Genomic DNA, 21248 nt, shown 5'->3' on the forward strand with positions numbered 1-21248 from the left:
CCGGGCGGCCGAGGGGCTCCGATCGAGCAAGATCGGGCTCCGGATAGGGTCCCCGCCATGTCGAAAAAGCTGGTGCGGGTCGCCTTCCTCGACGCCGACACCGGAGCGCAGATCGGCCGCAGCGAACTGCCGATCGGTCAGCTACCGGCGAGCTTCCAGCCGGCGACCACGCTGGAACTGGCCGGTGCCGTCTGGTCGGTCGAACACGCCGAGCCACCGACTGCGGCACAGTTCGGCACGACCGGCATCCTCACCCTGACCCTGCGCCGGGTGGAGTCGGTCTCGCCCGGCGACATCCTCTACTCGCTGCCGACGCTCTGTGCCGCCGTGCCGGCGGTCGCCGCCGCACCGGCCGGTGCCGACCGCCTCGAACTGCACGAGGACGACTGGCGGCAGGTGGAACTGGTCAGCGCCGACCTCGGCGACGAGGTGCAGGCCGAGCTGCGGGCGGTACGCCGCAGCTTCGAGCAGCACGCCCGCCGGGACGAGCACGGGCGGGTCTACGGCTTCCAGGGCATCCACATCCGCAGCCAGCCCGTCCGCCCGCTCTCCGGACCGGTGTCCCGCAACCGCCTGCTGAACCTGCTGCCGCCCGGCGCCCAGAACAGGGGCGGGATCGGTTTTCGCGGACAGCCCGGGATCGTGCTCAGCTCGTTCGCGATCTCGGCCGGGCGGGTGCTGCTGTACGGGCTCGCCGACGGCGACTCGCTCGCCGTACTTGGCGTGCACACCGAGCCGGCGGCGACGGCGGAAGCCCGTCCGGAGATCGCCACCGCCCTGGAGCGGGTGATGCGCGAGGCGGACCTGCTGCTCGTCGACTGGTGCCGGGCCGCCGTCGTCGCACCGGCCTCGGTCGGCGACTATCTGGCCGCCGTCGGGGCGATCGACCGGAGCTGACCGCGACGCGGGGCCAGGGCTGGACAGGGCTGCCTAGACTCGGCCCGTGCCCTCCGGCGTTGTCGACCTCGAAGGGCTGGCCCGGGCCGCCGCGCTCGGCGACCGGGACGCCCTGGACCACCTTCTCGTCGCGGTGCGCCCCGACGTGTTGCGGATGGCCGCGCGCTTCCTGCCCAACCGGGAGGACGCCGAGGAGGCGTGCCAGGACACCCTGCTGGCGGTGGCCCGGGGGATCACCGGATTCGACGGCCGGTCGGCGTTCCGCACCTGGCTGCACCGGATCGCGGCGAACCGGGCCCGATCGACGTACGCGGTACTGCGTCGACGGTTCGAGGCGGAGACCTCCGGCGGGGCGATGCCGGAACCAGCCGACCCGCGCCGCACCAGCGTGGTCGCGGGTACCCGGTTGGACCTGCTCGACGCGCTGGACGCGATCGGCCCCGAACTCGCCGAGCCGGTGGCGCTGCGGGACGTTCTCGGCCTGCCGTACCGGGAGATCGCCGGGCTGCTCGGGGTGCCGGAGGGCACCGTGAAGTCCCGGATCCACCAGGGGCGGCAGCGGTTGCGGGACCTGCTCACCGACGCCGGGGCCTGAGCCGGTGCGCCGCAGGCGGTCCCCTCCCGCCACCCCGGCCGGTCGGCGCCGCTGGCGGATGGTCGCGGTCGTGATCCTCGCCCCGGTGCTGGTCACCGGATGCGGCTCGGCACCTGTCGCCCCGCTGCCCGGCCAGTGGCCCACGCCCACGCCAACGCCAACGCCGTCGGCCACCGCCACCGGCAGCCCGACCTCGGGCACCCCGTCCCGTACGGCGGGCACCCCGGCCGCCCCGGCCACCGTTCCTGCCCCGGCCGGTACACCCCGACGCACCCGTACGCCGCCACCCCGGATCTCGCCGACCGTCGAACTCTCCCCGGCCTGCCTACCAGCGGTGATCTACACAGTGGACGGCTCCGATCCGGCGGCGATGCCCGAGGCGCTCTGCCTGACAGCGGCCGCGATCCTGCGGATCCAGAACGTCTGGCCGGAGGCTGTCACCACCACCCCTTCGGAGCGGGTCGCCCGGCACTGGGAAGGTGGCGTGCTCGACTGCCGGATGCTGCGCCCGGGGACCGTCACTGTCGAGATCGCGGGCGAGACGGGCGGCAGCCACACGATCACGGTGCTGGTGGTCGAGTGACCGGCGACGTCGGGCGGGCGGGCCGGGGCTACCGGACGAGTCGGCGGCCGGCGGATCAGCGGCGGGTCCGGATGCCTGCCAGCAGTGTGTCGACGAAGTCGGCTGAGGCGTCCGGCGGGGGCGCGATCTGCGCGTACACCAGCCCGGCCGCCTGCGGGGCGAGCCCGGCGGCCTCCACGATCGCCGGTTTGCCGCTGCGGCAGGCGGTGAACGCGGCCACGTACCAGTCGATGTCGCCGCGCCGGACGGTGCGGGCCGGGATCGCGGCGCATTCGGCGTGCGGGTGCCCGGCGACGTACCCGGCGGGGTCGTGCCGTTGGGCGAGGCTGCGGGAGAGTCCGACGAACGCCCCCGGCACGGTCGGATCGGTCGGCCAGCGTTCCGGATCCGGTGACATCACCAGCGCCGGCTCCAGCTCGCCGTCCGGGCCGCGCTGGCCGATCCAGCCCGAGCCCGTTGCCTGCCAGCCCTCCGGCAGGGCGACGGTGATCCGGCCGGTCGAGTCCGTGCCGATCCGGTTGTCGCCGTCCGGCCAGCCCGGGCCGAACGTGCCGAACGCGGTCGCCGCCAGCGCGGCGGCGCCGAGCAGCGCGGCGGTCCAGCGCCGCCGCGGCCCGGCCCGGAACGGCCAGCGGGCCGGCCCGGCACCGACGGCCCGGTCGAGCGCGCCGGCAAAGGCGGCCGCGTCCGGGTAACGCTCCGCCGGACTCCGCGCGGTCGCCCGGCGGAGCACGGCCGCAACCTGCGGGGGTACGCCGGCTCGCAGCGCCGGAACCTCCGCCGGTGCGTCGTCGGGACCGGACGCGCCAAGCAGTGTCATGCCGAGGCGGCCGAGCCCGAACACGTCGGCCCGGGCGTCGACCTGTGCCGCCGGGGAGTCCTGCTCCGGAGCCATGTAACCGGGGGTGCCGGCCCGGGCGGTCAGCCCGGAGGCGGCGGCGAGCGCCTTGGCGAGCCCGAGGTCGGCGATCAGTACCCGGTCGCCGGTCCCGTCCCGGTCCGGCCCGCCGCCGCGCACCGCACCGTCGTCGTCCACTGTGGTGTCACCGGGTTCGGCGGTGGACGACAGTGGCTGGAACAGCACGTTTCCGGGGGTCAGATCCCGGTGCACGATGCCGTGCGCGTGCAGCACACCCACCCCGGCGGCGATCTCGCGCAGTACCCGGAGGGCCGGCCCGACCGGCATCGGCCCGGCGGCGAGCCGGTCCCGCAGGCTGCCGCCCGCCGCCCAGGCCATCACCAGGTACGGCCGGCCGTCGGGCAACTCGCCGACCGAGTGGACCCGGACGAGTCGCTCGTGGTCCAGCCGCCACAGCAGGCGTGCCTCGTCCAGGAAACGCTCCCGGACCCGCAGGTCGTGGCACCAGTTCTCGGCCAGGATCTTGATCGCCACCCGGGCGTCGAGGGCCGGGTCGTGGCTAAGCCAGACGGTGGCGAACGAACCGAAGCCCAGCAGCCGCTCGACGCGGTAGGGACCGATCCGCCGGGGCGGATTCACGGGGGTGGCTGGCGACGCTCGGGGCTCGCCGGACCTGACGTGCCACCGAGCGTCATCAGGCGAAAACCTCTGGTCACCGGCTCAGGATAACCTCCGGTGACGAGGCGACCACCGACTCGACGATGAGTGGGTCTATCGGTCGGCGGATCCGCCGGTCAGCACTGGTCGTCTCCGCCGACGAAGGAGGCGAGCACCCGGTCGCGTTCCCCGCTGGCCAGCCGGTAGACGTACGGGGTGTAGGGGTCCTCGAAGAAGGCGACGATCCGGTCACCGCTCGGCACGACGTACGCCCGCAGCGTCCACTTGCCGTACTCGATCGCGCCGCGCGGCCCGTACCGCTGCTCCAACTCGTCGAGCGTCATCCCGACCCGGCCACCGGCCCAGGTCCAGATCCTCGGATCGGTGGTGGAGACCAGGACCAGCCGCTCACCCTGGAACCTGAAGAACAGCCTGCCGGCGTACCGGCCGGCGGCCTCGGCGGCGTAGAAGCCGTTGCACACCTGCTCCTCCGTGACGCCGGTGATCAGGCCGGCGGCGAGCAGTCCGGTCCGGGTGGAGACCCCGATCCGGTACGGGCCGATGCCGTCGGCCGTGAGGATGTCGCGGGTGCCCTGCCGTCCGGTGCCGAGCGCGACGGCCGCCCCGAACCCGCCGGCCCCGTCCCGGGAAGCGGCCGCGAACGGTACGGGCGCGGCAGCGCCGGCCGGCTGAGTGGCGGCAATGGCGCGTGCGGCCGGGGTGCCGGCTGCGGCGGGGGCGGCGCCGGCGGGGGCGACGAGGAGGCCGGCGACCAGGCCGGCGAGCAGGATGCCGAGGCGGGCGACGTGGCGTCGTGCTGGTGTGTACATGGTGGACCCTCCGGTCTGACTGTGGTTGTCATCCGGTTAGTCCCTGCTCCGGCCTGGTTTGTTCGGGTCACCACTGCCGGAAACCCGACAGCGCCCGGGGGAGTGGTGCCGGTTGTCCACCGGTCGGTGGACAACCGGATTCCGTCCAGTGGTCGTCCCCGGCCGCCGCTTCGGGCGGAAGCATCGAGGCATGACAGTCATCAGTGCGTACGGGCTGCGCAAGACGTACGGCGGCCGGGTGGCGGTGGACGGGATCGACCTGACCGTCGACCGTGGTGAGGTCTTTGCGCTGCTGGGGCCGAACGGCGCGGGCAAGACGTCGACGATCGAGATCCTGGAGGGGTACCGGCGGCGGGACGGCGGCACGGTTTCGGTGCTCGGCGAGGACCCGGGTACCGCCGGCCGGCGCTGGCGGGCCCGGATCGGCATCGTGTTGCAGACCGCCACCGACGCCGCCGAGCTGACCGTCCGGGAGACCGTGCGGCACCTCGCCGGCTACTACCCGCAGCCGCGCGACCCGGACGAGGTGATCGAGGTGTGCGGGCTGGCCGGCAAGGCAGGTGCCCGGATCCGTTCCCTCTCCGGCGGCCAGCGGCGCCGACTCGACGTGGCCCTCGGCATCGTCGGCCGGCCGGAACTGCTCTTCCTCGACGAACCGACCACCGGGTTCGACCCGGAGGCCCGCCGGCAGTTCTGGACGCTGGTCCGCCGGCTCGCCGACGAGGGCGGCACGATCCTGCTCACCACCCACTATCTGGACGAGGCCGAGGCGCTGGCCGGCCGGCTCGCGGTGCTCGCCGGTGGCCGGATCGTCGCCGAGGGCACCCCGGAGACCATCGGCGGCCGGGCGACCGCGACGGCCACCGTCACCTGGCGGGACGCCGACGGCGAACACCGCGAGCAGGCCGCCGACCCGGCCGCCCTGGTGGCCCGGCTGACCGCCCGGGCCGGCGGGACGTTGACCGACCTGCGGGTGCACCGGCCCAGCCTCGAAGACGTCTACCTCGATCTGGTTGGAGAACGCCGATGACCGCCACGACCACAGGTACGCCGACCTCGGCGGTACGGCTGCCCTCCACCCTCCGGGTCGGCCTGGCCCGGGGAGCCGTCGAGCTGAAGCAGTTCTTCCGGCAACGGGACGCGGTCGTCTTCACCTTCGCCTTCCCGGCCTTCATCGCACTGATGCTCGGGCTGATCTTCGACGAGCCGGCGCACGGCGCACCGGATGTCGCCGTCAGTCAGGTCTTCGTGGTCGGGATGATCGCGTACGGGATCGTCTCCACCGCCTTCATCAGCGTCGGGGTGGGAATCGCGCTCGACCGCGAGGACGGCACCCTGAAGCGACTGCGTGGTACGCCGGCCAGCGCGGTCGCGTACTTCCTCGGCAAGATCTGCCTGGTCGCGGCCTCCACGGCCGGCGGGATCGCCCTGCTGCTCGCGGTCGGGGTGCTGCTGTTCGACCTGCGGCTGCCGACCGACCCCGGGCGGTGGCTCACCTTCGGCTGGTTGCTGGCGCTCTCCGTCGTCGCCTGCACGCTGCTCGGCATCGCGGCCAGTGCGCTGGCCCGCTCGGCGAAGAGCGCCCCGGCGGTGCTCAACCTGCCGGCCATCGCGCTCCAGTTCGTCTCCGGGATCTTCGTACTCAACGACGCGCTGCCGGAGGAGATGGTGCGGGTGGCATCGTTCTTTCCGGTGAAGTGGATGGGGCAGGGGTTCCGGTCGGTCTTCCTGCCGGACGGCATGATGGTGCAGGAGGCGGCGGGTTCCTGGGAACACGGCAGGACGGCACTGGTGCTCGGTGCCTGGTGCCTGGGAGGGCTGCTGCTCTGCCTGCTGACGTTCCGGTGGACCGGGCGGGAGAGCCGCTGACCGTGCGGTTCGGGCACGGTGCTGGCAGGGTGACGTGGGAGGTGAACCGGTGATCAGGGTGCTGCTGGTCGACGACCATCCGGTGGTCCGGGCGGGGCTGCGCGGCATGCTGGACACCGAACCCGACCTGGAGGTGGTCGGCGAGGCCGGCTCGGGTCAGGAGGCGGTCACCCTGGCCCGCGCGCACCGGCCGGATGTGGTCCTGATGGATCTGCGGATGCCCGGCATGGACGGCGTGCACGCCACCGGGGCGATCCTGCGTGAGTCGCGGTCCAGTCGGGTGGTGGTGCTGACGACGTACGAGAGTGATGCCGACATCCTGCGTGCGGTGGAGGCCGGTGCCATCGGCTACCTGTTGAAGGACGCCACCAGGGCGGAACTCACCGCCGCGATCCGGGCGGCGGCCCGGGGGGAGACGACGCTGGCGCCGTCGGTCGCCGGTCGGCTGGTGCAGCGGGTTCGGGAGCCGGCCGCCCCGGCGCTCTCCGCCCGGGAGGTGCAGGTGCTCGGGTTGGTTGCCGAGGGGCGGACCAACGCCGAGATCGGTCGTGCCCTGCACATCAGCGAGGCGACGGTGAAGACGCACCTGCTGCGTACGTTCAGCAAGCTCGACGTCTCCGACCGGACCGCGGCGGTGACCACCGCGATGGCCCGGGGGCTGCTCGGATAATCCACCAGGGTCAACGGTCCGCTGTGGTCAGCGCCCCGAAGTCGTCGACGAAGCGGGGCAATAGTCGAGCCAGCGCCTCTCGGTCGTCCTCGCTCCAGTCGTTGGTGGCCTCGGCGATGGTGTCTCTGCGAAAGCTGTGAATTCGGGTGAGTACGTCCTCGCCGTCGGCCGTAAGGCGCAGTAGCGAACGGCGGCCGTCGCGTTGGTCGGCTTCTCGGCAGATGAGCGTGGCTTCCAACGCCACGGCTGCGAGCCGGCTGGCGCGCGGTTGGTCCACGCCGAGTTGGGCGGCGACGTCGGTGACGGCGAGGTTCTCGCCGCGCTCGGTGGCCGCCGCCAGCACGTCGAGGAGTTCGAACACGGCGTCCGGAAGAGCGGCGAGGGTGCCGGTGGGCTGGCCGCGCCGTCGCGACATGCTCGCCAGGGCGCGGCGCCGCTGTGCCCTTCTCAGCGCCACGAGGGCGGCTTCGATGGCGGCGATCTGCGTGGCCTTGTCTGTCACGATCACCTCAAACATAATCAAGGACAAGTACATGTAAGAATACATGAAACTGGGAGGTCCGATGTCCGTGTCCAGGCCGCTCGGATACTGGCTCCAACATCTTCACAACCTGCTCGAGACCCACTTCGCCCTGGTTCTGTCCGATCTAGGGACCGAGCGCAGAGAGTGGCAGCTACTCAACGCCCTGGCTCAGGGTTCGCGCACATATTCCGAACTGGAGCGGGCCATGGCCCCGTTCTGGACCGCCGGCCAGCCGAGCCTGGGCCAGGTCCTGGCAAACCTCACCGCTCGTGGTTGGGTCGAGGGGTCCAACGGCACGGTCATGCTGTCCCCGGTCGGCGTGACGATTCACGCCGAACTCGCCGGACGCGTGGAGCGCGCCCGAGCCGTCGTCCTCAACGGCCTCACTCCAGATCAGTACCAGGAGACCATCCGGATCCTGGCCAGCATGGCGGGCAACGTCGAGGCAGCCGTCGCCTCGTATGCGACAGAAAAGGGAGGAGTCGTGTGAGCGGTGTGGTGCTGCCGACGCCGTTGCGGGGATGCCTGAGATGTCGTACAAGGCGGGCCGCAGTCGTCCCGCACGGGATGATCGGAGTCGCCTTATGGTGTGTCGGGTCAGTCGTCTTCCCGGATCTCCCGGGCGATCCCGCTACCGCCGGGTCGCCGACGAGCTACGCCAGCGGATCATCTCTGGTGCGATCCCGCCCGGCTCCATCCTGCCGTCAGAGTCCACGCTGATTGACGAGTTCGGCGTCGCCCGTGGCACCGTTCGCGAGGCCATCGGGCTCCTTCGCAGCGAAGGACTTGTAGTCACCGAGATGGGCCGGGGCACGTACGCCAGGCCCATCATGCCGGTTCGTCGGCTCGGCTCCGACCGGTACCGCCGCGAGTTGGAGCAGGTTCGGTCCGGCGAGCTGGGCACATCGTTCACCGCGGACCAGCAGATCGGATGGTCCGACTACCGGCTTGACAAGGAGTTTCGGGAAGCTCCCGCAGAGGCAGCGACCGCCGAGCTGTTCGGCGTCGAGCCGGGCACGATGCTGCTCGAACGCCGCTTCGTGTTCCGCTCGCAGGGCGTACCGCAACAGATGTCCACCTCTTACCTGCTGCTCGACATGGTGACCGGGACGCCAACAGCGGATCCGACGAATGAGCCGTGGCCGGGTGGCAACACGTCTCAGCTCCACAGCCTCGGATACACGATCACCGGGATTCGCGAGCGGGTCCGGTCGAGGATGCCGACCCGTGACGAGACCGAGGCGTTGCGGATTCCCGGTGGGGTGCCGGTCCTGACGATCACCCGGCAGACGTACGTGGGCGAGCGGGTGGTCGAGGTTGCCACGGAAATCGTGATCCCGGCCGATCGGATCGAGTTGGACTACTGGATCGACCTGGCCTGAGCAGACGCACCGCACTGGATGGCCGGGGGTGCCGCCGGAGATCAGGACGCCGGGGCGCCATCCGTGGTGAGCAGCTCCCGGACCCGGGGGATCACCTGGGTGGCGTACCGCTCGATCGTCTCCATCAGGTGCTCGTGCGGCAGCGTGCCGGCCGAGTACTTCAGGTCGAAGCGCTGCACCCCGAGGACCCGTACCGTCCGAGCGATCTTGCGGGCCACGGTCTCGGCGGAACCGACGTGCCAGGCGCCGTTGGCGATGTCGGCGTCGAAGCGGCTCCGCGTCATCGGCGGCCAGCCGCGCTCGGCACCGATCCGGTTGAACAGCACCCGCACGTGCGGCCAGAGCACGTCGGCCGCCTCCTGGTCGGTCTCGCCGACGAAGCCCGGCGCGTGCACCGCGACCGGCAGCGGCTCCCGGCCGAACTCGCCGAGCGCGCGGTGGTAGAGCTGCACGTACGGGGCGAACCGGGCCGGCTCGCCACCGATCACGGCCAGCACCAGCGGAAAGCCGTACCGGGCGGCGCGGACCACCGACTCCGGGCTGCCGCCGACACCGATCCTGGTGCGGATCCGACCCGACTCCGTCTTCGGATAGACGTGCTGCTTCGCAAGCGATGCGCGTACGGTGCCCTGCCAGGTGACCGCGTCCTCGGTGAGCAATTGCGACATCAGCTCGGTCTTCTCCTCGAAGAGCCGGTCGTAGTCGGTCAGGTCGTAGCCGAACAGCGGGAACGACTCGACGAACGAGCCCCGGCCCAGGGTGATCTCCGCCCGGCCCCGGGCCAGCGCGTCGAGGGTGGCGAACCGCTCGTAGACGCGTACCGGGTCGTCGGAGCTGAGCACCGTGACGGCGGTGCCGAGCCGGATCCGTTCGGTGCGGGCGGCGATCGCGGCCAGCACGATCTCGGGGGCCGAGACCGCGTAGTCGTCCCGGTGGTGCTCGCCGAGCCCGAAGCCGTCGACGCCGAGCCGGTCGGCCAGTACGGCCTCCTCCACCACGTTGCGGATCACCTGGGCGTACGGCACGGGGTTGCCCTCGGCATCGGCGGTCACGTCGCCGAAGCTGTCCAGACCGAATTCCACGGCCGTCGCCATCTCGTCCTCCCACGCCTCACGCCGGTCATGCCCCTGCGGCCGGCTCTACGGGCGGTGCAACGGCGCTGCCCAGGGCGGCATTCCCACCCGAGCGAGCGCGAAACGCCACCTGACGGCGCTCGAACGCCCTTCATCACTTGCTGTGCGCGGTTGGTTGCTCATGCCTGTCGATGGCCGCTAACGTACCCTCACTGAACCAAAAACGACCTCCGTGACCTGCTGAGGTGGCCTCTGCTGGGGACTGCGTAGATTTCCGTGTTTGACCTGGGTGTGGTCCGTTGGACAGGACGTTGATCCTGTCCGGGAAGGACCATGTCATGGCAGACAAGAAGAACGCTGTTCAGCTTCCGCGGCCGTCGGCGGCGGAGGTGGAGTTCGCTCAGCAACTGGTCGAGCGGGCCAAGGCCGACGGAGTCTCGTTGGTCGGGCCGGGTGGGCTCCTCGCGGGAATCACCCGGACGGTTCTTGAGTCAGCGCTCGGTGCGGAGCTGGACGCGCACCTCGACGAGGCCGGTGTCGATGAGGCGACCGGCCGGCGGGTCAACATCCGTAACGGGCACGGAGGCAAGACGGTGCAGACCGAGGTCGGGCCGGTGCGGATCCAGGTCCCGAGGGACCGGGCGGGTTCGTTCACGCCGCGGATCGTCCCGAAGCACGCCCGCAGGTTGGACGGGTTCAACGAGGCGATCCTGTCGCTGTACGCGAAGGGCTTGACGACCGGGGAGATCTCCGCGCACCTGGCGGACGTGTATGACGCCGACGTGTCCCGGGAGTTGATCAGCCGGGTCACCGACAGCGTCGTGGACGAGATGGAAGCGTGGCGGCAGCGGCCTCTGGACCGGATCTATCCGGTGGTGTTCATCGACGCCCTGGTGATGAAGATTCGGCAGGGGCAGGTCGCGAACCGGCCCGTCTACGTCGTCGTCGGCATCAGTCTCGACGGGGAACGTGACGTGCTCGGTATGTGGGCCGGCACCGGCGGTGAGGGCGCCAAGCAGTGGGCCGGCTACCTTACCGAGCTGCGTAACCGTGGTGTGGAGGACGTGTTCATGGTCTGCTCCGACGGCTTGAAGGGCATGACCGATGCGATCGAGCAGGTGTGGCCGCAGGCGGTGCACCAGCAGTGCGTCGTGCACCTCGTCAGAGCGAGTCTGCGCTACACGAATCGCAAGGACTGGCAGAAGATCACCCCCGCCCTGCGGGAGATCTACACCGCCCCCACCGTCGCGGCTGCGGAGGCCCGCTTCGAGGCCTTCGCCGCCGAGTTCGGCGACCAGTACCCCGCCGTGATCCGGCTCTGGCGGACCTCCTGGCCGCAGTTCGTGCCGTTCCTCGACTACGACCACGAGGTCCGCAAGGTCCTCTACACCACCAACATCATCGAGAGCCTCAACGCCCGGTTCCGGCAAGCCGCCCGCCGGCGCGGACACTTCCCGACCGAGCAGGCCGCGATGAAAGTCCTCTACCTCGTCGTCCAGCAGAAACGCCGGGGTGGCGGGAGCATCACCGGCCGGGTCTACGGTTGGGCCAAGGCCCTGAACGCCCTGATCCTCGCCTACGGCGACCGGATCACCATCTAACAACCTCGATCACACCACAGGCCCAAACACGGAAATCGACACACTCCCGCGACCGGACTGGTCGCGCTCGTTTCCGCCGGTCCGGCCACCGCGGCGCCGAGCGGGTCGGCCGAGCTCGCCGCCATCGCCTGCCGTTCCGAATACCAGATCACCAACGTGTGGCAGGTCGGCTTCACCGGTTCGGTGAAGATCGCGAACATCGGCACCCAACCGATCGAGGAGTGGCGCCTCGCGTTCGACCTGGCGCCCGGCACCGCCCGCATCACGCAGGCCTGGAACGGCCTGCTCATCTCGTTCTACGGTCCGGTCCGGATCAACGCCCCGAGGTGGGCCGAGGACCTGTATCCCGGTCAGGCTCACGAGATCGGGTTCACCGGAGAGTTCGTCGGAGAACAGTCCGCCGTCTGGATCTCCAACGTCAAACTGAACGACACCGCCTGCAGTTACACCTGACCCGACGCCCGTGCACGGTTGACCGACGCCCGTCCCGGCCGGCTTCGCACGTGGCCGGCGGATCGCCGTCGGCGGTAATGGTGTCGCCCGGGTCGCGTTGATCCGGGTACGGTGACCCGGCCGGCCGCGGGACTCAGGTACGACTTCCGGAACCCGCCTCTACAGCGATGATTCGCAGCTCGTGCCCTCATTCCCCGGCCGGCTTCTCCCTGCCCGCCGGACGGAGGTCGCCGTGCTGTCGCTACCGGACCGAATCGCGTGTGAGGACGTGGTCATGTTCGTCAACGCGGCGGTCACCTCGACCGGGCAGCACGAGTTCCGGGCGGGCGCCGCCGAGCAGCGGATGTCGCTGTCGTTCCTGCACGACTACGTGCTCGGCAACTATCGCGACCTGTACGCCGCGAGCCTGGCCCTGGACGTCAACGACTTCAACGCCGCGCTGGTGGTGACGAATCTGCTCCGCACGGCGGGACTCGCCGATCCGCAGCGGCGGGCGGTGGAGGGGCGACTGATCGCGGCCCGGTTGCGGCTGCTTCCGCCGCAGCGGGCGTACCGGGTCTTCGGCGAGCTGCGCCGGCTGGGCGTGAACAACAGGCGTACCCGGGCGATCATCCGGGACTGGCTGGCGGGCCGGCCCGATCCGGCGCTCGACGCCGTCAAGTACCGGCGTGGGCTCGCCGTCGCCGCCCGGCACGCGCATCTGGCGCTCCCCGGTGAGCTGGGTACGGTGCTCTTCGACTGGCGCCGCCCGAAGCGGTACGACACGCCACTGCTGGAGACCTGGCGCCGGGCGCACTACGAGCAGCGGGCGCTGTACGGGCTGCCGTACACCACCGCCGAGGGGCTGGCCGCGCTGCACGGCATCGACCGGGCCCGGTTCCTGAGCAACATCGCACCGAAGCTGACCGGTGCCGAGCGGCTGCGGTTGCAGTCCTCGGCCCGCCGGCTCGGGGTGGCCTCGGTCGGTATGGAGCTGTCCCGGGCCCCGCTGACCCGGCTCGCCAGTTACGTCCTGTCGCTCCCCCCGGCCGAGCGGGTCGAGCGGCGCACCGAGCTGACCGACGCGTTGCGGGCCGCCGCCCGTCGCGCCGCCGGTCGGCAGGCCGGTAGCTGGGGTCGGGTGGTGGCGGTGCTGGACGACAGCTACTCGTCGTCCGGCTCCCGGGTCAAGCGCCGTCGTCCGCTGGCGGTGGCGCTGGCCACCCACTTCCTGCTCGGGGTACTCGCCGCCGACTACACCGGACTCTGGCTGCACCACCGGGGCGACCCGTTGCTGGTCCGGGCGATCGGGCCGACCGGGCTGGGGGAGCGGCTGCTGGACGGGTTGGCGTACCGGCCGGACCGGCTGGTGGTGGTCTCGGACGGTTGGGACAACGCGCCACCAGGGCTGGCGGCGGAGGTGCTGCGGGTCTGGCGTACCCGGCTCGACCCGCAGCAGCGGACCTCCGTGGTGCACCTGAACCCGGTGTACGACAGCGAGACCTTCGACGTGCGTCGCCTCGCGCCCGGGGTGGCGACCGTCGGGGTACGCGACGCCGAGGACGCCCCGGCACTCGTCGAACTCGCCCGCTTCGCCACCGGCTCGGCGAGCTTCGCCGAGCTGCGCCGGCATCTCGACGACCGGGTCGACCGGTTCCTCGCCGAGGCACCGCACCCGGGCGGCGTCGACCACAGTGGACAGGCAGGGGGCGGGGACCGGTGAGCACGGCCCAGCAGGTCGGTGGTGGTGCCGACGCGCGCCCACCGGCCGTGCCCGAGCTGCGGCTGACCGGCCTGTACGCCGGCCCGGACCAGGTCTGGGGCGCCGTCCGGCTGCAACCGTTGCTGCGCACCGAACCCCTCGCCGACCTGCGGCTGCACCCCCGGCTGTTCGACCCGGACGAGCTGTCGGTCGTCGCCGTGGGCCCGCGCACCGGGTACGTCGCCTACATCCCGCACGCCTTCGTGGCGACCTGGACCGGTGACGGCAGCCCGGCTGCCGCGTACGGCACCCAACTGGTCGACCCGGCGGCCGGTGCTCCGCCCCGGGGCATCGGGTTGCACTTCCACCGCCGGATGGCCCGTCGGGAGGAGAAGCGCCGGCTGCGCTTCCTGCCGCTGCACCTCGCCCTGGAGGGCTTTCTCGGGTTGCAGTTCGGTGGGCCGCCGATCGCCTGGCAGGAGTGGACCCGTCGGGCCGTCAGCCGTGGCCTCTCGCCCCGGGCCGAGGCGGCGTACGCCGGCACCGAGATCCCCGGCCTCGCCGACGCGCTGCGGGTCTTCGAGATCCACCCGGGCCAGTGCGGGATGCTGCTGTACGTCGCGGACGCGCTCGCCGCCGCACTGGTGGTGCCGCACCCGGAGGACTACCGGGCACTGCACCCCACACTGCTCGGCGACCTCTACGGCGAGCTGGTCCACCAGTACGCCCAGCTCTATCCGGCGGTACCCGAGTTCCCGGCCCGGATCGACGAGTCCCGGGTGTACGGCCTGGCCGACCTCCGTGCCGAGGTGGCCCGCGCTCGGGCCGGTTGGGTGGAGCCGCGTCAGCTGACCGTCGACGGGCTCTTCGGCGTGCAGCACCGCACCGTCGAGTCGGTGTACCGGATGGGCCCGTTCACCCTCTCCCGGTTCCTGCCGCCGTTGCATCCCGACCGGGAGAACCACGTCGGCGAGGCCATCACCGACGCCGACGGCCGGTTGGGATACCTGAAGACCTTCCGGCTCTCCGCCGCGCAGGCCCGCCGGGGGCACCTGCTCGGCCGGCTCGCCGCGCACGACTGGGACCTGGACGCCACCGCCGCCGCGCTCGGCACCGACCGGGCCGGGCTGGTGCTCCGCCTCGACCGGGCCGGCTTCGGCCACCTACTGCGTCCGGAGATCCTGCACGCCTGCCGTGCCCGGGCACGGGGCTCCGCCGGCCGGTCCCGGCGGTGACGGCCGGGATCCGTGCCATTCGTTGACCCCCGTTCGGGTGCGTGATCTGATGCCCGGACGCAAAGAGGCTTCGATATTTCGATCAGACGCTCTTGGGGGTCGCAGATGCTCGGGTTCCGTCGAACCACCCGGCCGTGGACCCTGAGCCGGACGGCCGCCGCGGCGCTGGCCGTCACGCTCGCCGCCACCGGCACGCTGTCGGGCGTCGTCAGCACACCGGGTACGGCCACCGCCGCGCTGCCGACCGCAGCCGTCGCGATCGGGGACAGCTTCGTCAGCGGTGAGGGTGCCGGCGGCTACCAGCCGGTGGTGGACGCCAACGGCAGCCCGCAGGGTTTCCCCGGCTGGTCCGCACCGAACAGCAACGCCTTCTTCTGCCACCGGTCCGCCAACGCCTCGCTGCACCAGGCGAACCTGCCCGGCATCTCGGCCCGGTTCAACCTCGCCTGCTCCGGCGGTCAGCCGTACGACATCGTCAACGCCTCCGCCGGGCGGGCCAAGGGACGTACGGTGGCGGCCCAGCTCGACCAGCTCCGGGCGGTGGCGCAGACCCACGACATCGACCTGGTGCTGCTCGGGCTCGGCTCCAACAACAGCTCGTTCACCTTCGGCGATGTCGCCTCCGACTGCGCCAACCGGTTCATCGCGGACGCCTGGACCGGCTGGTGGGAGTTCTGGGCGTACCTCGGTGGCCCGGTCGAGCAGGCGCCGTGTGCCGGGGAGGATCTCGGCACCCCGGCCGAGTTCGCGGCGGCGACCGCCGAGACCACGAACGCGGTACGGCAACTGCTGGCCACCCTCGACCAGGTCGACGCCGACGGGCAGCACCGGATCGTCTTCCAGGACTACACGAACCCGTTGCCGTTCGAGCTGGAGTCCCGGTTCCACGAGGAGGACAACCGGGACGACACCCGGGACAAGTTCCGGGCGCTCGGTGCCGAGCGGTACGCGGCCGGTTGCCCGGTGCACCGCGCAAGCCTGGCCGCCGGGCACCTCTTCTCCACCGGCCTCGGCACGCTGGTCCAGTCGGTGCACGGCAGCATGCGGGCCGAGTTCCCCGGCGATGATCTGGTCTACCTGAACGTGCAGCGGGCCTTCGACGGCGCCCGGCTCTGCGAGACCGGCTCCAGCCCGACGGGCGCGCTGGCCACCCCGATCCGGTTGCAGGACGGCCCGACCGGTATCCCGGTGACCAGTCTCTCCGGCTACGACAAGATCGCCATTCAGCGGATCGCCAACGCCTGTGTCACGTACTTCCAGACCTGCCAGGAGTCCTGGCACCCGAACGCGGCCGGGCACGCGGTGCTCGGGCAGTGCCTCGCCGGTGCCGCGGCCACCTCGAACCGGGCCGTCGCCTGCGTCCGCTCCGGCACCGGTGCGATCACCGTGAGCTGAGGCATCGGCCGCCCGTCCAGCGGGTCGGGTCCGCACCGGCGCCGGGACCCCGGTGCGGACCCGACCTCAGCGCCTCAGCGCAGGTGCACGAACACCGGGTTCGAATAGAACCAGAGGTCGCTCCACGGGCTCTCCAGCCCGTCCGCCAGGGGCTCGGCCTCGTCGGTGCTGGTGCCGCGTACCCGGGCGTAGCTGTCGGCCTCGACGTTGCGCAGGGTGTGCCGGATGACGTACTCGGCACCCTGCCGGCGCCAGTCGCGGGGGCCGAACCGGGCCACCACCCTGGTGGTCGGGTTGGTGTCGGCGTCCAGGTTCGGCTGCGGGCCGGTGATCTGCCCGACGATCAGGTCGACCCGGCGGACCTCGGGCCGGTGGCCGTTGCCGTTGCGGCCGGCCGGCGGCCGGAACCGGATCTCGATCTCGACGTCGGTCCGGTTGCGCCGGCTCAGCGTCACCGTCTCGCCCATCGCCGCGGTGCGCCCCTGGCTCCGGGCGGTGAGGTCGAGGCTGCTGATCAGGTCACCGGTGGTGACCCAGATCCGGCCGTTGCGCAGCCCGTCCATGATGTCGGCGTAGTCCTGCCGGGCGTGCACGTACGTCTTGCTGTACTCACCCGGCCAGAAGTCGGAACCGCCCCGGGTCCAGTGCACGTGCGAGTCCGAGGTGGCGGTGATCCACCAGCGCCGGCCCTCGCCGAGCAGCGAGTCCCACATGCCGCCGACCCGGGCGGTCATCTGGTCGAAGCCGCCGTGCGTCGGGTAGTTGCCGTAGCCGCCCCGGGCTCCACCGTTGAGCGGGCCTGCCTGGTGCCCCGGCGCACCCTCGAAGCCGACGTAGATCTCCGGCGCGACGTTGTTGCCGTTGCGGAACTCGCGCGGGGTGTCCTGGCCGTACACGCCCCAGCCGGGGGCGGAACGCGAGGTGTGGTGGCCGATGACCAGCGGCTTCTGCCGCATGTCCCGGGCCGCCTTCAGAAACTCGATCATCTTCGCCTCGGTGTCCCGGCCCGGGTCGGTCGGGTAGGCGTCGTACTTGTTGAACCGGCTCTCCAACTCGAAGAGCTGCTTCGCCTCGTCCTCGTGGTGCGGGATCATCAGCGTGTGGTGGTCCAGGGCGGGGGTGTCGAACTCCATCCCCCAGAACTGGAGCACCTCGGGGACCAGCTCGCGCGACCGCAGCAGGTCCGGGTACGCCTGCTCCAGGTTCACCTTCGAGTGGTTCGGCCCGCCGTGGTCGGTACACATTGCCCAGGTCAGTCCGAAGTTCTTCGCCATGATGGCGTTGGTGACGATCGGGTAGACCGCGTCCGCGCCCTTGTGGAACGTCGGCGGGTTCGTCGAGGTGTCGAACTCGCCGCTGTACTCGGAGTGCACGTGGTGGTCGCCGGCCCGCCACACCCGGTTGCGGGAGTCGCCGGGTCGGTTGCCGCCGTGCTGCCCGTCGTCCTTTTCGTGTGCGTACGCGGTGCCGCTGCCCCCGATCAGGGGACTGGCGGCGACAAGCGTCGCTCCGACGCCGGCGTACCGGACCAGTTGGCGCCGCGAGATCTGCGCGCCGTCGGCCTCTTCGGTCATGGTGGAGCCTTTCGTTGAGCCAGCCGTGGCTGTGACAACAAGTGACTCTCACCGGATCGGCTGAATGCCGGGTGAACACGGATCGGGTCCGTCGGGAACACTGTGCCCCGGTCGACTGAATCGGGCGTCGTCGCTGTGACCTGCGGTTTCTACGCCATGCCCGATCCGTGCCCGATCCGCCGATGAGCGGGGGCGGCGTCAGGAGCAGTCGCAGCAACTGCAGCAGTCGCAGTCGCAGTGCCGGGTGCACCAGCACCTGTCGTCCCACGACCTGCGGCGGTGCTTGCTCCAGCGCGGCTGCCACAGCCCGCAGGTGCAGGTGGTCAGCACACAGGCGCCGCCGATCACGAGCGGTGCGCCACAGCCGTCCGGGCGCGGCTGCGAAGCCCCGCCCGGATGTCCCGCCGGGTGACCGGCGTGCCCGGCGAGCGGTAGCTTCGGGCGGTCGTCCGCCATGCCGGCCAGCGCGAACGTCCGGTCGATGGCGTCGGCGACCTCGCGGTCGAGCAGCGCCCGGACCAGGCTGCGGTCCCGCAGCTCCAGGTCGGCCAGGGCCAGCCGCAGACCGTGGTGTGCGTCCTCGCAGAGCCGGCGGGCCTGCGCCAGGTCGGTGCCGCTGGCCCGCAGCGGGTTGAACGCGCCCCGGGCGGCGTCGTCGGCGTGGTCCTCGACGGCGTCGAGCAGGTGCGCGATCCGGCCGAAGTACCGGCCGACCTCGGCCAGCCCGGCGGCGTTGCCCGGCCGGCCGGCCAGCGTCGCGGTGTGCGCGAAGGCGGCCGCCACGGCGGTCTCGGTCGGCTCGGTGGCGACCAGCACCGACACGCCCGGGACGACCCTCGACTCCAGGTCGGACTGCCGGGCCACCGCCGCCAGCAGCACATCGGTGTCGAAGCCGACGCCGTCGCCGGTGCGTGCGCCCGCCTCGGCCCACCGGTCGGCCAGCCGGCCGGCCACCCCGGCGAGGGCGGGGACCCGCAGCGCGCCGTCCCGGTCGGCGACGTGGTCGCGGGTCTTGCCGGCGGCGAGGACCAGCGAGACGGCGGCGGCCAGCCGGGCGCCGGGGTCGGTGGAGGGGACCACCGAGGCGCGCTGGAGGCCGCGCAGTGCGCAGGGTGCCGCCGGACGGTACGGGGTCGGGGTGGCGCGCTGTGCCTCCAGGAGTACGGAGATCAGCAGACCGTCGTAGTTCGTGACCAGCCGCGCCCGGTGACCGTGCTCGTCTCGGAGGGTCAGGCAGAGCCCGCAGAGGTGGCCGAGCCAGGCGGTGTGCAGTTTCCCGCACATCCGGTGCCGGCACGGCCGTACGATCCCGAACACGTCGCCTCCCAGATCGTCCGACGGTTTTGCGGCAGCGTAGCGGCCCGATGCACCCGCAGGACGGGGTGGGGCGGCGCCCCGACCGGGGGCGGTCGACCGACCGGGCGGCGCGCGGCCAGGACGTACCCGCGCCGGCCCGACGCCGGCGAGCGGTGGCCGCCCCGCCCGACGCCGGCGAGCGGTGGCCGGGCCGGGGCGGGTGACGGCGGACTGTGCTGTCCCGGTCGCTCAGCGCTCCGGGGCGCTCCGGTGGCGGGGGAGGCCGAGGCCCCCGACCGCGGCCTCGACCAGTTCCTGCGGGGTGGCGGCGACGTCGAGGGTGAGGACCCGCTCGTCCGGCCCGGGCCGTTCCAGCGTGGCGATCTGCGAGTCGAGCAGGCTTGCCGGCATGTAGTGCCCGGCCCGCCGCGATATCCGCTCCCGGATCACCTCCGCCGACCCGTCGAGGAAGACGAAGTCGACGCTCGGCGGGCCCTGCCGGAGTACGTCCCGGTAGGAGCGTCGCAGTGCCGAGCAGGCCAGCACGGTGGAGGTCCCCTCGGTGGCGCGCTCGGCCATCCAGGCGGCGAGTTCACGCAGCCAGGGCCAGCGGTGGTCGTCGGCGAGCGGCACCCCGGCCCGCATCAGCTCCACATTGGACTCCGGGTGGAACTCGTCCGCCTCGGCGAAGGTCAGCCCGGTGAGCGCGCTGATTCCCTCGGCCACTGTGGTCTTGCCCGACCCGGAAACCCCCATCACCACCACGTGCCTGGTGGACCGGTCCGGCCCGTCGCCGCCGCGCGACCGGCCGGTGCCGCCGTCACCAGTCATGTACGGTGCCGTCCTTGAGCCGGTTGAACGGCAGGTACGCCGGCTGGTACGGGAAGCGGGCCGCCGCCTCCTCGTCGAGTTCCACCCCCAGGCCGGGCTGCTCGCCGGGATGCAGATAGCCGTCGGTGAAGGTGAACGACTGCCGGAACACCTCGTCGGTCAACGGGCCGTGCCGCATGTACTCCTGGATGCCGAAGTTGTGGATCGCCAGGTCCAGGTGGAGCGCGGCGGCCATCCCGACCGGGGAGATGTCGGTCGGCCCGTGTATCCCGGACTTGATCTGGTATTGCGCGGCGAAGTCGAGCAGCTTGCGCATCGCGGTGATCCCGCCGGTGTGCGTGACTGCGGAGCGGACGTAGTCGATGAGCTGCTCGCGGATCAGCGTCTGGTAGTCCCAGACGGTGTTGAAGACCTCGCCGATCGCCAGCGGGGTGGTGGTGTGCTGCCGGACCAGCCGCAGCGCCTCCTGGTTCTCTGCCGGGGTGCAGTCCTCCAGCCAGAACAGGTCGTACGGCTCGAGCGCCTTGCCGAGCTTGGCGGCCTGGATCGGGGTCATCCGGTGGTGGCCGTCGTGCAGCAGCGGCAGCTCGGGGCCGAACTCGCTGCGGACCGCCTCGAAGACCGTGGGCAGGTGCCGCAGGTAGGCGCGGGTGTCCCAGTCCTCCTCGACCGGCAACGCGGTGCGCTGCGCCGGCTCGTAGTCGTAACGCTTGCCGTCCACACTGGTCTGGGCGGCGACGCCGTAGACCGCCTCGATGCCGGGGACCGAGGTCTGCACCCGGATCGACCGGAAGCCGAGTTCCAGGTGGTGCCGGATCGAGTCGAACAGCTCGGGGATGTCCCGCCCGCTGGCGTGCCCGTACGCCATGATGCCGGTCCGGGACGCCCCGCCGAGGAGCTGGTAGAGCGGCATCCCGGCGGCCTTCGCCAAGATGTCCCAGAGTGCCACGTCGACGGCGGCGATCGCGGCCATGGTGACCGGCCCGCGCCGCCAGTACGCCGACCGGTAGAGGAACTGCCAGGTGTCCTCGATCCGGTGCGGGTCCCGCCCGATCAGCAGCGGCACGACGTGGTCGGCCAGGTAGGAGGCGACGGAGAGTTCCCGGCCGTTGAGGGTGCCGTCGCCGAGCCCGGTGATCCCCTCGTCAGTGGTGATCTTCAGTGTGACGAAGTTGCGATCCGGACTGGAGACGATCACGTCCGCGGCGACGATCTTCACGACATGCCTTTCTGCACAGGGGTGG

General features: G+C 71.8%; 22 protein-coding genes and 1 pseudogene. 15 read left to right on the forward strand and 8 right to left on the reverse strand.

Going from position 1 to position 21248, the window contains the following annotated elements; genetic code table 11:
* Positions 1-57: 57 nt before the first annotated feature.
* From CLT71_RS35390 to CLT71_RS35400, 3 genes are all read left to right on the forward strand, one after another.
* A complete protein-coding gene (locus CLT71_RS35390; protein WP_101370934.1) occupies positions 58-897 on the forward strand; it encodes a hypothetical protein in 840 nt (279 codons plus the stop codon).
* Positions 898-943: 46 nt separating this feature from the next.
* Positions 944-1492, forward strand: a complete 549-nt coding sequence (locus CLT71_RS35395; protein WP_101370935.1) for an RNA polymerase sigma factor — start codon at positions 944-946, stop codon at positions 1490-1492.
* A gap of 70 nt (positions 1493-1562) precedes the next feature.
* Positions 1563-2075: a hypothetical protein gene (locus CLT71_RS35400; RefSeq protein WP_143743753.1), complete on the forward strand. Its 513-nt coding sequence runs from the start codon at positions 1563-1565 to the stop codon at positions 2073-2075.
* Positions 2076-2130: 55 nt separating this feature from the next.
* Here the strand turns inward: CLT71_RS35400 and CLT71_RS35405 are convergent, their stop codons facing one another.
* Together CLT71_RS35405 and CLT71_RS36810 are read right to left on the reverse strand one after the other, a co-directional pair.
* Complete coding sequence (locus tag CLT71_RS35405) at positions 2131-3573, reverse strand: serine/threonine protein kinase (RefSeq protein ID WP_101370937.1); 1443 nt, start codon at positions 3571-3573, stop codon at positions 2131-2133.
* A gap of 155 nt (positions 3574-3728) precedes the next feature.
* On the reverse strand, positions 3729-4421 hold the full coding sequence (locus tag CLT71_RS36810) for a hypothetical protein (protein WP_143743754.1): 693 nt from the start codon (positions 4419-4421) through the stop codon (positions 3729-3731).
* Between the two features lie 190 nt (positions 4422-4611).
* On the opposite strand from CLT71_RS36810, the gene CLT71_RS35420 reads away from it, so the two are divergent.
* Genes CLT71_RS35420 through CLT71_RS35430 form a run of 3 tightly spaced genes read left to right on the forward strand, consistent with a single transcriptional unit; the run spans position 4612 to position 6960 of the window.
* Positions 4612-5451 carry an ABC transporter ATP-binding protein gene (locus CLT71_RS35420; RefSeq protein ID WP_101370940.1) on the forward strand — a complete coding sequence of 280 codons (840 nt, stop codon included), beginning with the start codon at positions 4612-4614 and terminating at the stop codon, positions 5449-5451.
* Positions 5448-6290, forward strand: a complete 843-nt coding sequence (locus CLT71_RS35425; RefSeq protein ID WP_101370941.1) for an ABC transporter permease — start codon at positions 5448-5450, stop codon at positions 6288-6290. The genes CLT71_RS35420 and CLT71_RS35425 overlap by 4 nt, the downstream gene beginning before the upstream one ends.
* Before the next feature lie 49 nt (positions 6291-6339).
* Positions 6340-6960: a response regulator transcription factor gene (locus tag CLT71_RS35430; RefSeq protein ID WP_101372058.1), complete on the forward strand. Its 621-nt coding sequence runs from the start codon at positions 6340-6342 to the stop codon at positions 6958-6960.
* A 10-nt stretch (positions 6961-6970) separates the two neighbouring features.
* Here CLT71_RS35430 and CLT71_RS35435 read toward each other — a convergent pair whose 3' ends face one another.
* The gene (locus CLT71_RS35435; protein ID WP_486483627.1) at positions 6971-7468 is read right to left on the reverse strand and encodes a MarR family winged helix-turn-helix transcriptional regulator; all 498 of its coding nucleotides are present in this window, start codon (positions 7466-7468) and stop codon (positions 6971-6973) included.
* A gap of 55 nt (positions 7469-7523) precedes the next feature.
* On the opposite strand from CLT71_RS35435, the gene CLT71_RS35440 reads away from it, so the two are divergent.
* From CLT71_RS35440 to CLT71_RS35445, 3 genes and pseudogenes are all read left to right on the forward strand, one after another.
* The gene (locus CLT71_RS35440; protein ID WP_101370942.1) at positions 7524-7973 is read left to right on the forward strand and encodes a MarR family winged helix-turn-helix transcriptional regulator; all 450 of its coding nucleotides are present in this window, start codon (positions 7524-7526) and stop codon (positions 7971-7973) included.
* 94 nt (positions 7974-8067) lie between these two features.
* Positions 8068-8289 (forward strand): annotated as a pseudogene (locus tag CLT71_RS38465) (GntR family transcriptional regulator); the annotation flags it as partial.
* A gap of 24 nt (positions 8290-8313) precedes the next feature.
* Positions 8314-8865 (forward strand): UTRA domain-containing protein, encoded by a 552-nt coding sequence (locus tag CLT71_RS35445; RefSeq protein WP_486483754.1) that lies wholly within the window; start codon positions 8314-8316, stop codon positions 8863-8865.
* 41 nt (positions 8866-8906) lie between these two features.
* Here CLT71_RS35445 and CLT71_RS35450 read toward each other — a convergent pair whose 3' ends face one another.
* Complete coding sequence (locus CLT71_RS35450; RefSeq protein ID WP_101370944.1) at positions 8907-9959, reverse strand: LLM class flavin-dependent oxidoreductase; 1053 nt, start codon at positions 9957-9959, stop codon at positions 8907-8909.
* A gap of 317 nt (positions 9960-10276) precedes the next feature.
* On the opposite strand from CLT71_RS35450, the gene CLT71_RS35455 reads away from it, so the two are divergent.
* From CLT71_RS35455 to CLT71_RS35475, 5 genes are all read left to right on the forward strand, one after another.
* Positions 10277-11539, forward strand: a complete 1263-nt coding sequence (locus tag CLT71_RS35455; protein WP_101370702.1) for an IS256 family transposase — start codon at positions 10277-10279, stop codon at positions 11537-11539.
* 123 nt (positions 11540-11662) lie between these two features.
* On the forward strand, positions 11663-11992 hold the full coding sequence (locus CLT71_RS35460; RefSeq protein ID WP_486483755.1) for a cellulose binding domain-containing protein: 330 nt from the start codon (positions 11663-11665) through the stop codon (positions 11990-11992).
* Positions 11993-12266: 274 nt separating this feature from the next.
* Positions 12267-13694, forward strand: coding sequence for a hypothetical protein (locus CLT71_RS35465; protein WP_486483628.1), 1428 nt, complete (start codon positions 12267-12269; stop codon positions 13692-13694).
* Complete coding sequence (locus CLT71_RS35470) at positions 13691-14908, forward strand: ARPP-2 domain-containing protein (RefSeq protein WP_486483629.1); 1218 nt, start codon at positions 13691-13693, stop codon at positions 14906-14908. The genes CLT71_RS35465 and CLT71_RS35470 overlap by 4 nt, the downstream gene beginning before the upstream one ends.
* Positions 14909-15049: 141 nt before the next feature.
* Positions 15050-16303 carry an SGNH/GDSL hydrolase family protein gene (locus tag CLT71_RS35475; protein WP_486483756.1) on the forward strand — a complete coding sequence of 418 codons (1254 nt, stop codon included), beginning with the start codon at positions 15050-15052 and terminating at the stop codon, positions 16301-16303.
* A gap of 74 nt (positions 16304-16377) precedes the next feature.
* Here CLT71_RS35475 and CLT71_RS35480 read toward each other — a convergent pair whose 3' ends face one another.
* Both CLT71_RS35480 and CLT71_RS35485 read right to left on the reverse strand, forming a co-directional pair.
* Positions 16378-17877: a CehA/McbA family metallohydrolase domain-containing protein gene (locus CLT71_RS35480; RefSeq protein ID WP_101370948.1), complete on the reverse strand. Its 1500-nt coding sequence runs from the start codon at positions 17875-17877 to the stop codon at positions 16378-16380.
* 198 nt (positions 17878-18075) lie between these two features.
* On the reverse strand, positions 18076-19194 hold the full coding sequence (locus CLT71_RS35485; protein ID WP_101370949.1) for a DUF5685 family protein: 1119 nt from the start codon (positions 19192-19194) through the stop codon (positions 18076-18078).
* 47 nt (positions 19195-19241) lie between these two features.
* Between CLT71_RS35485 and CLT71_RS37275 the strand changes: the two genes are divergently transcribed.
* Entirely contained in the window at positions 19242-19397 is a 156-nt protein-coding gene (locus tag CLT71_RS37275; RefSeq protein ID WP_158242393.1) for a hypothetical protein, read from the forward strand.
* A gap of 25 nt (positions 19398-19422) precedes the next feature.
* Here CLT71_RS37275 and CLT71_RS35490 read toward each other — a convergent pair whose 3' ends face one another.
* Together CLT71_RS35490 and manD are read right to left on the reverse strand one after the other, a co-directional pair.
* Positions 19423-20004, reverse strand: coding sequence for a gluconokinase (locus CLT71_RS35490; protein ID WP_101370950.1), 582 nt, complete (start codon positions 20002-20004; stop codon positions 19423-19425).
* Positions 19994-21223, reverse strand: a complete 1230-nt coding sequence (gene manD, locus CLT71_RS35495; RefSeq protein ID WP_101370951.1) for a D-mannonate dehydratase ManD — start codon at positions 21221-21223, stop codon at positions 19994-19996. The genes CLT71_RS35490 and manD overlap by 11 nt, the downstream gene beginning before the upstream one ends.
* Positions 21224-21248: the final 25 nt, after the last annotated feature.

This window comes from Plantactinospora sp. CNZ320, assembly GCF_002846275.1.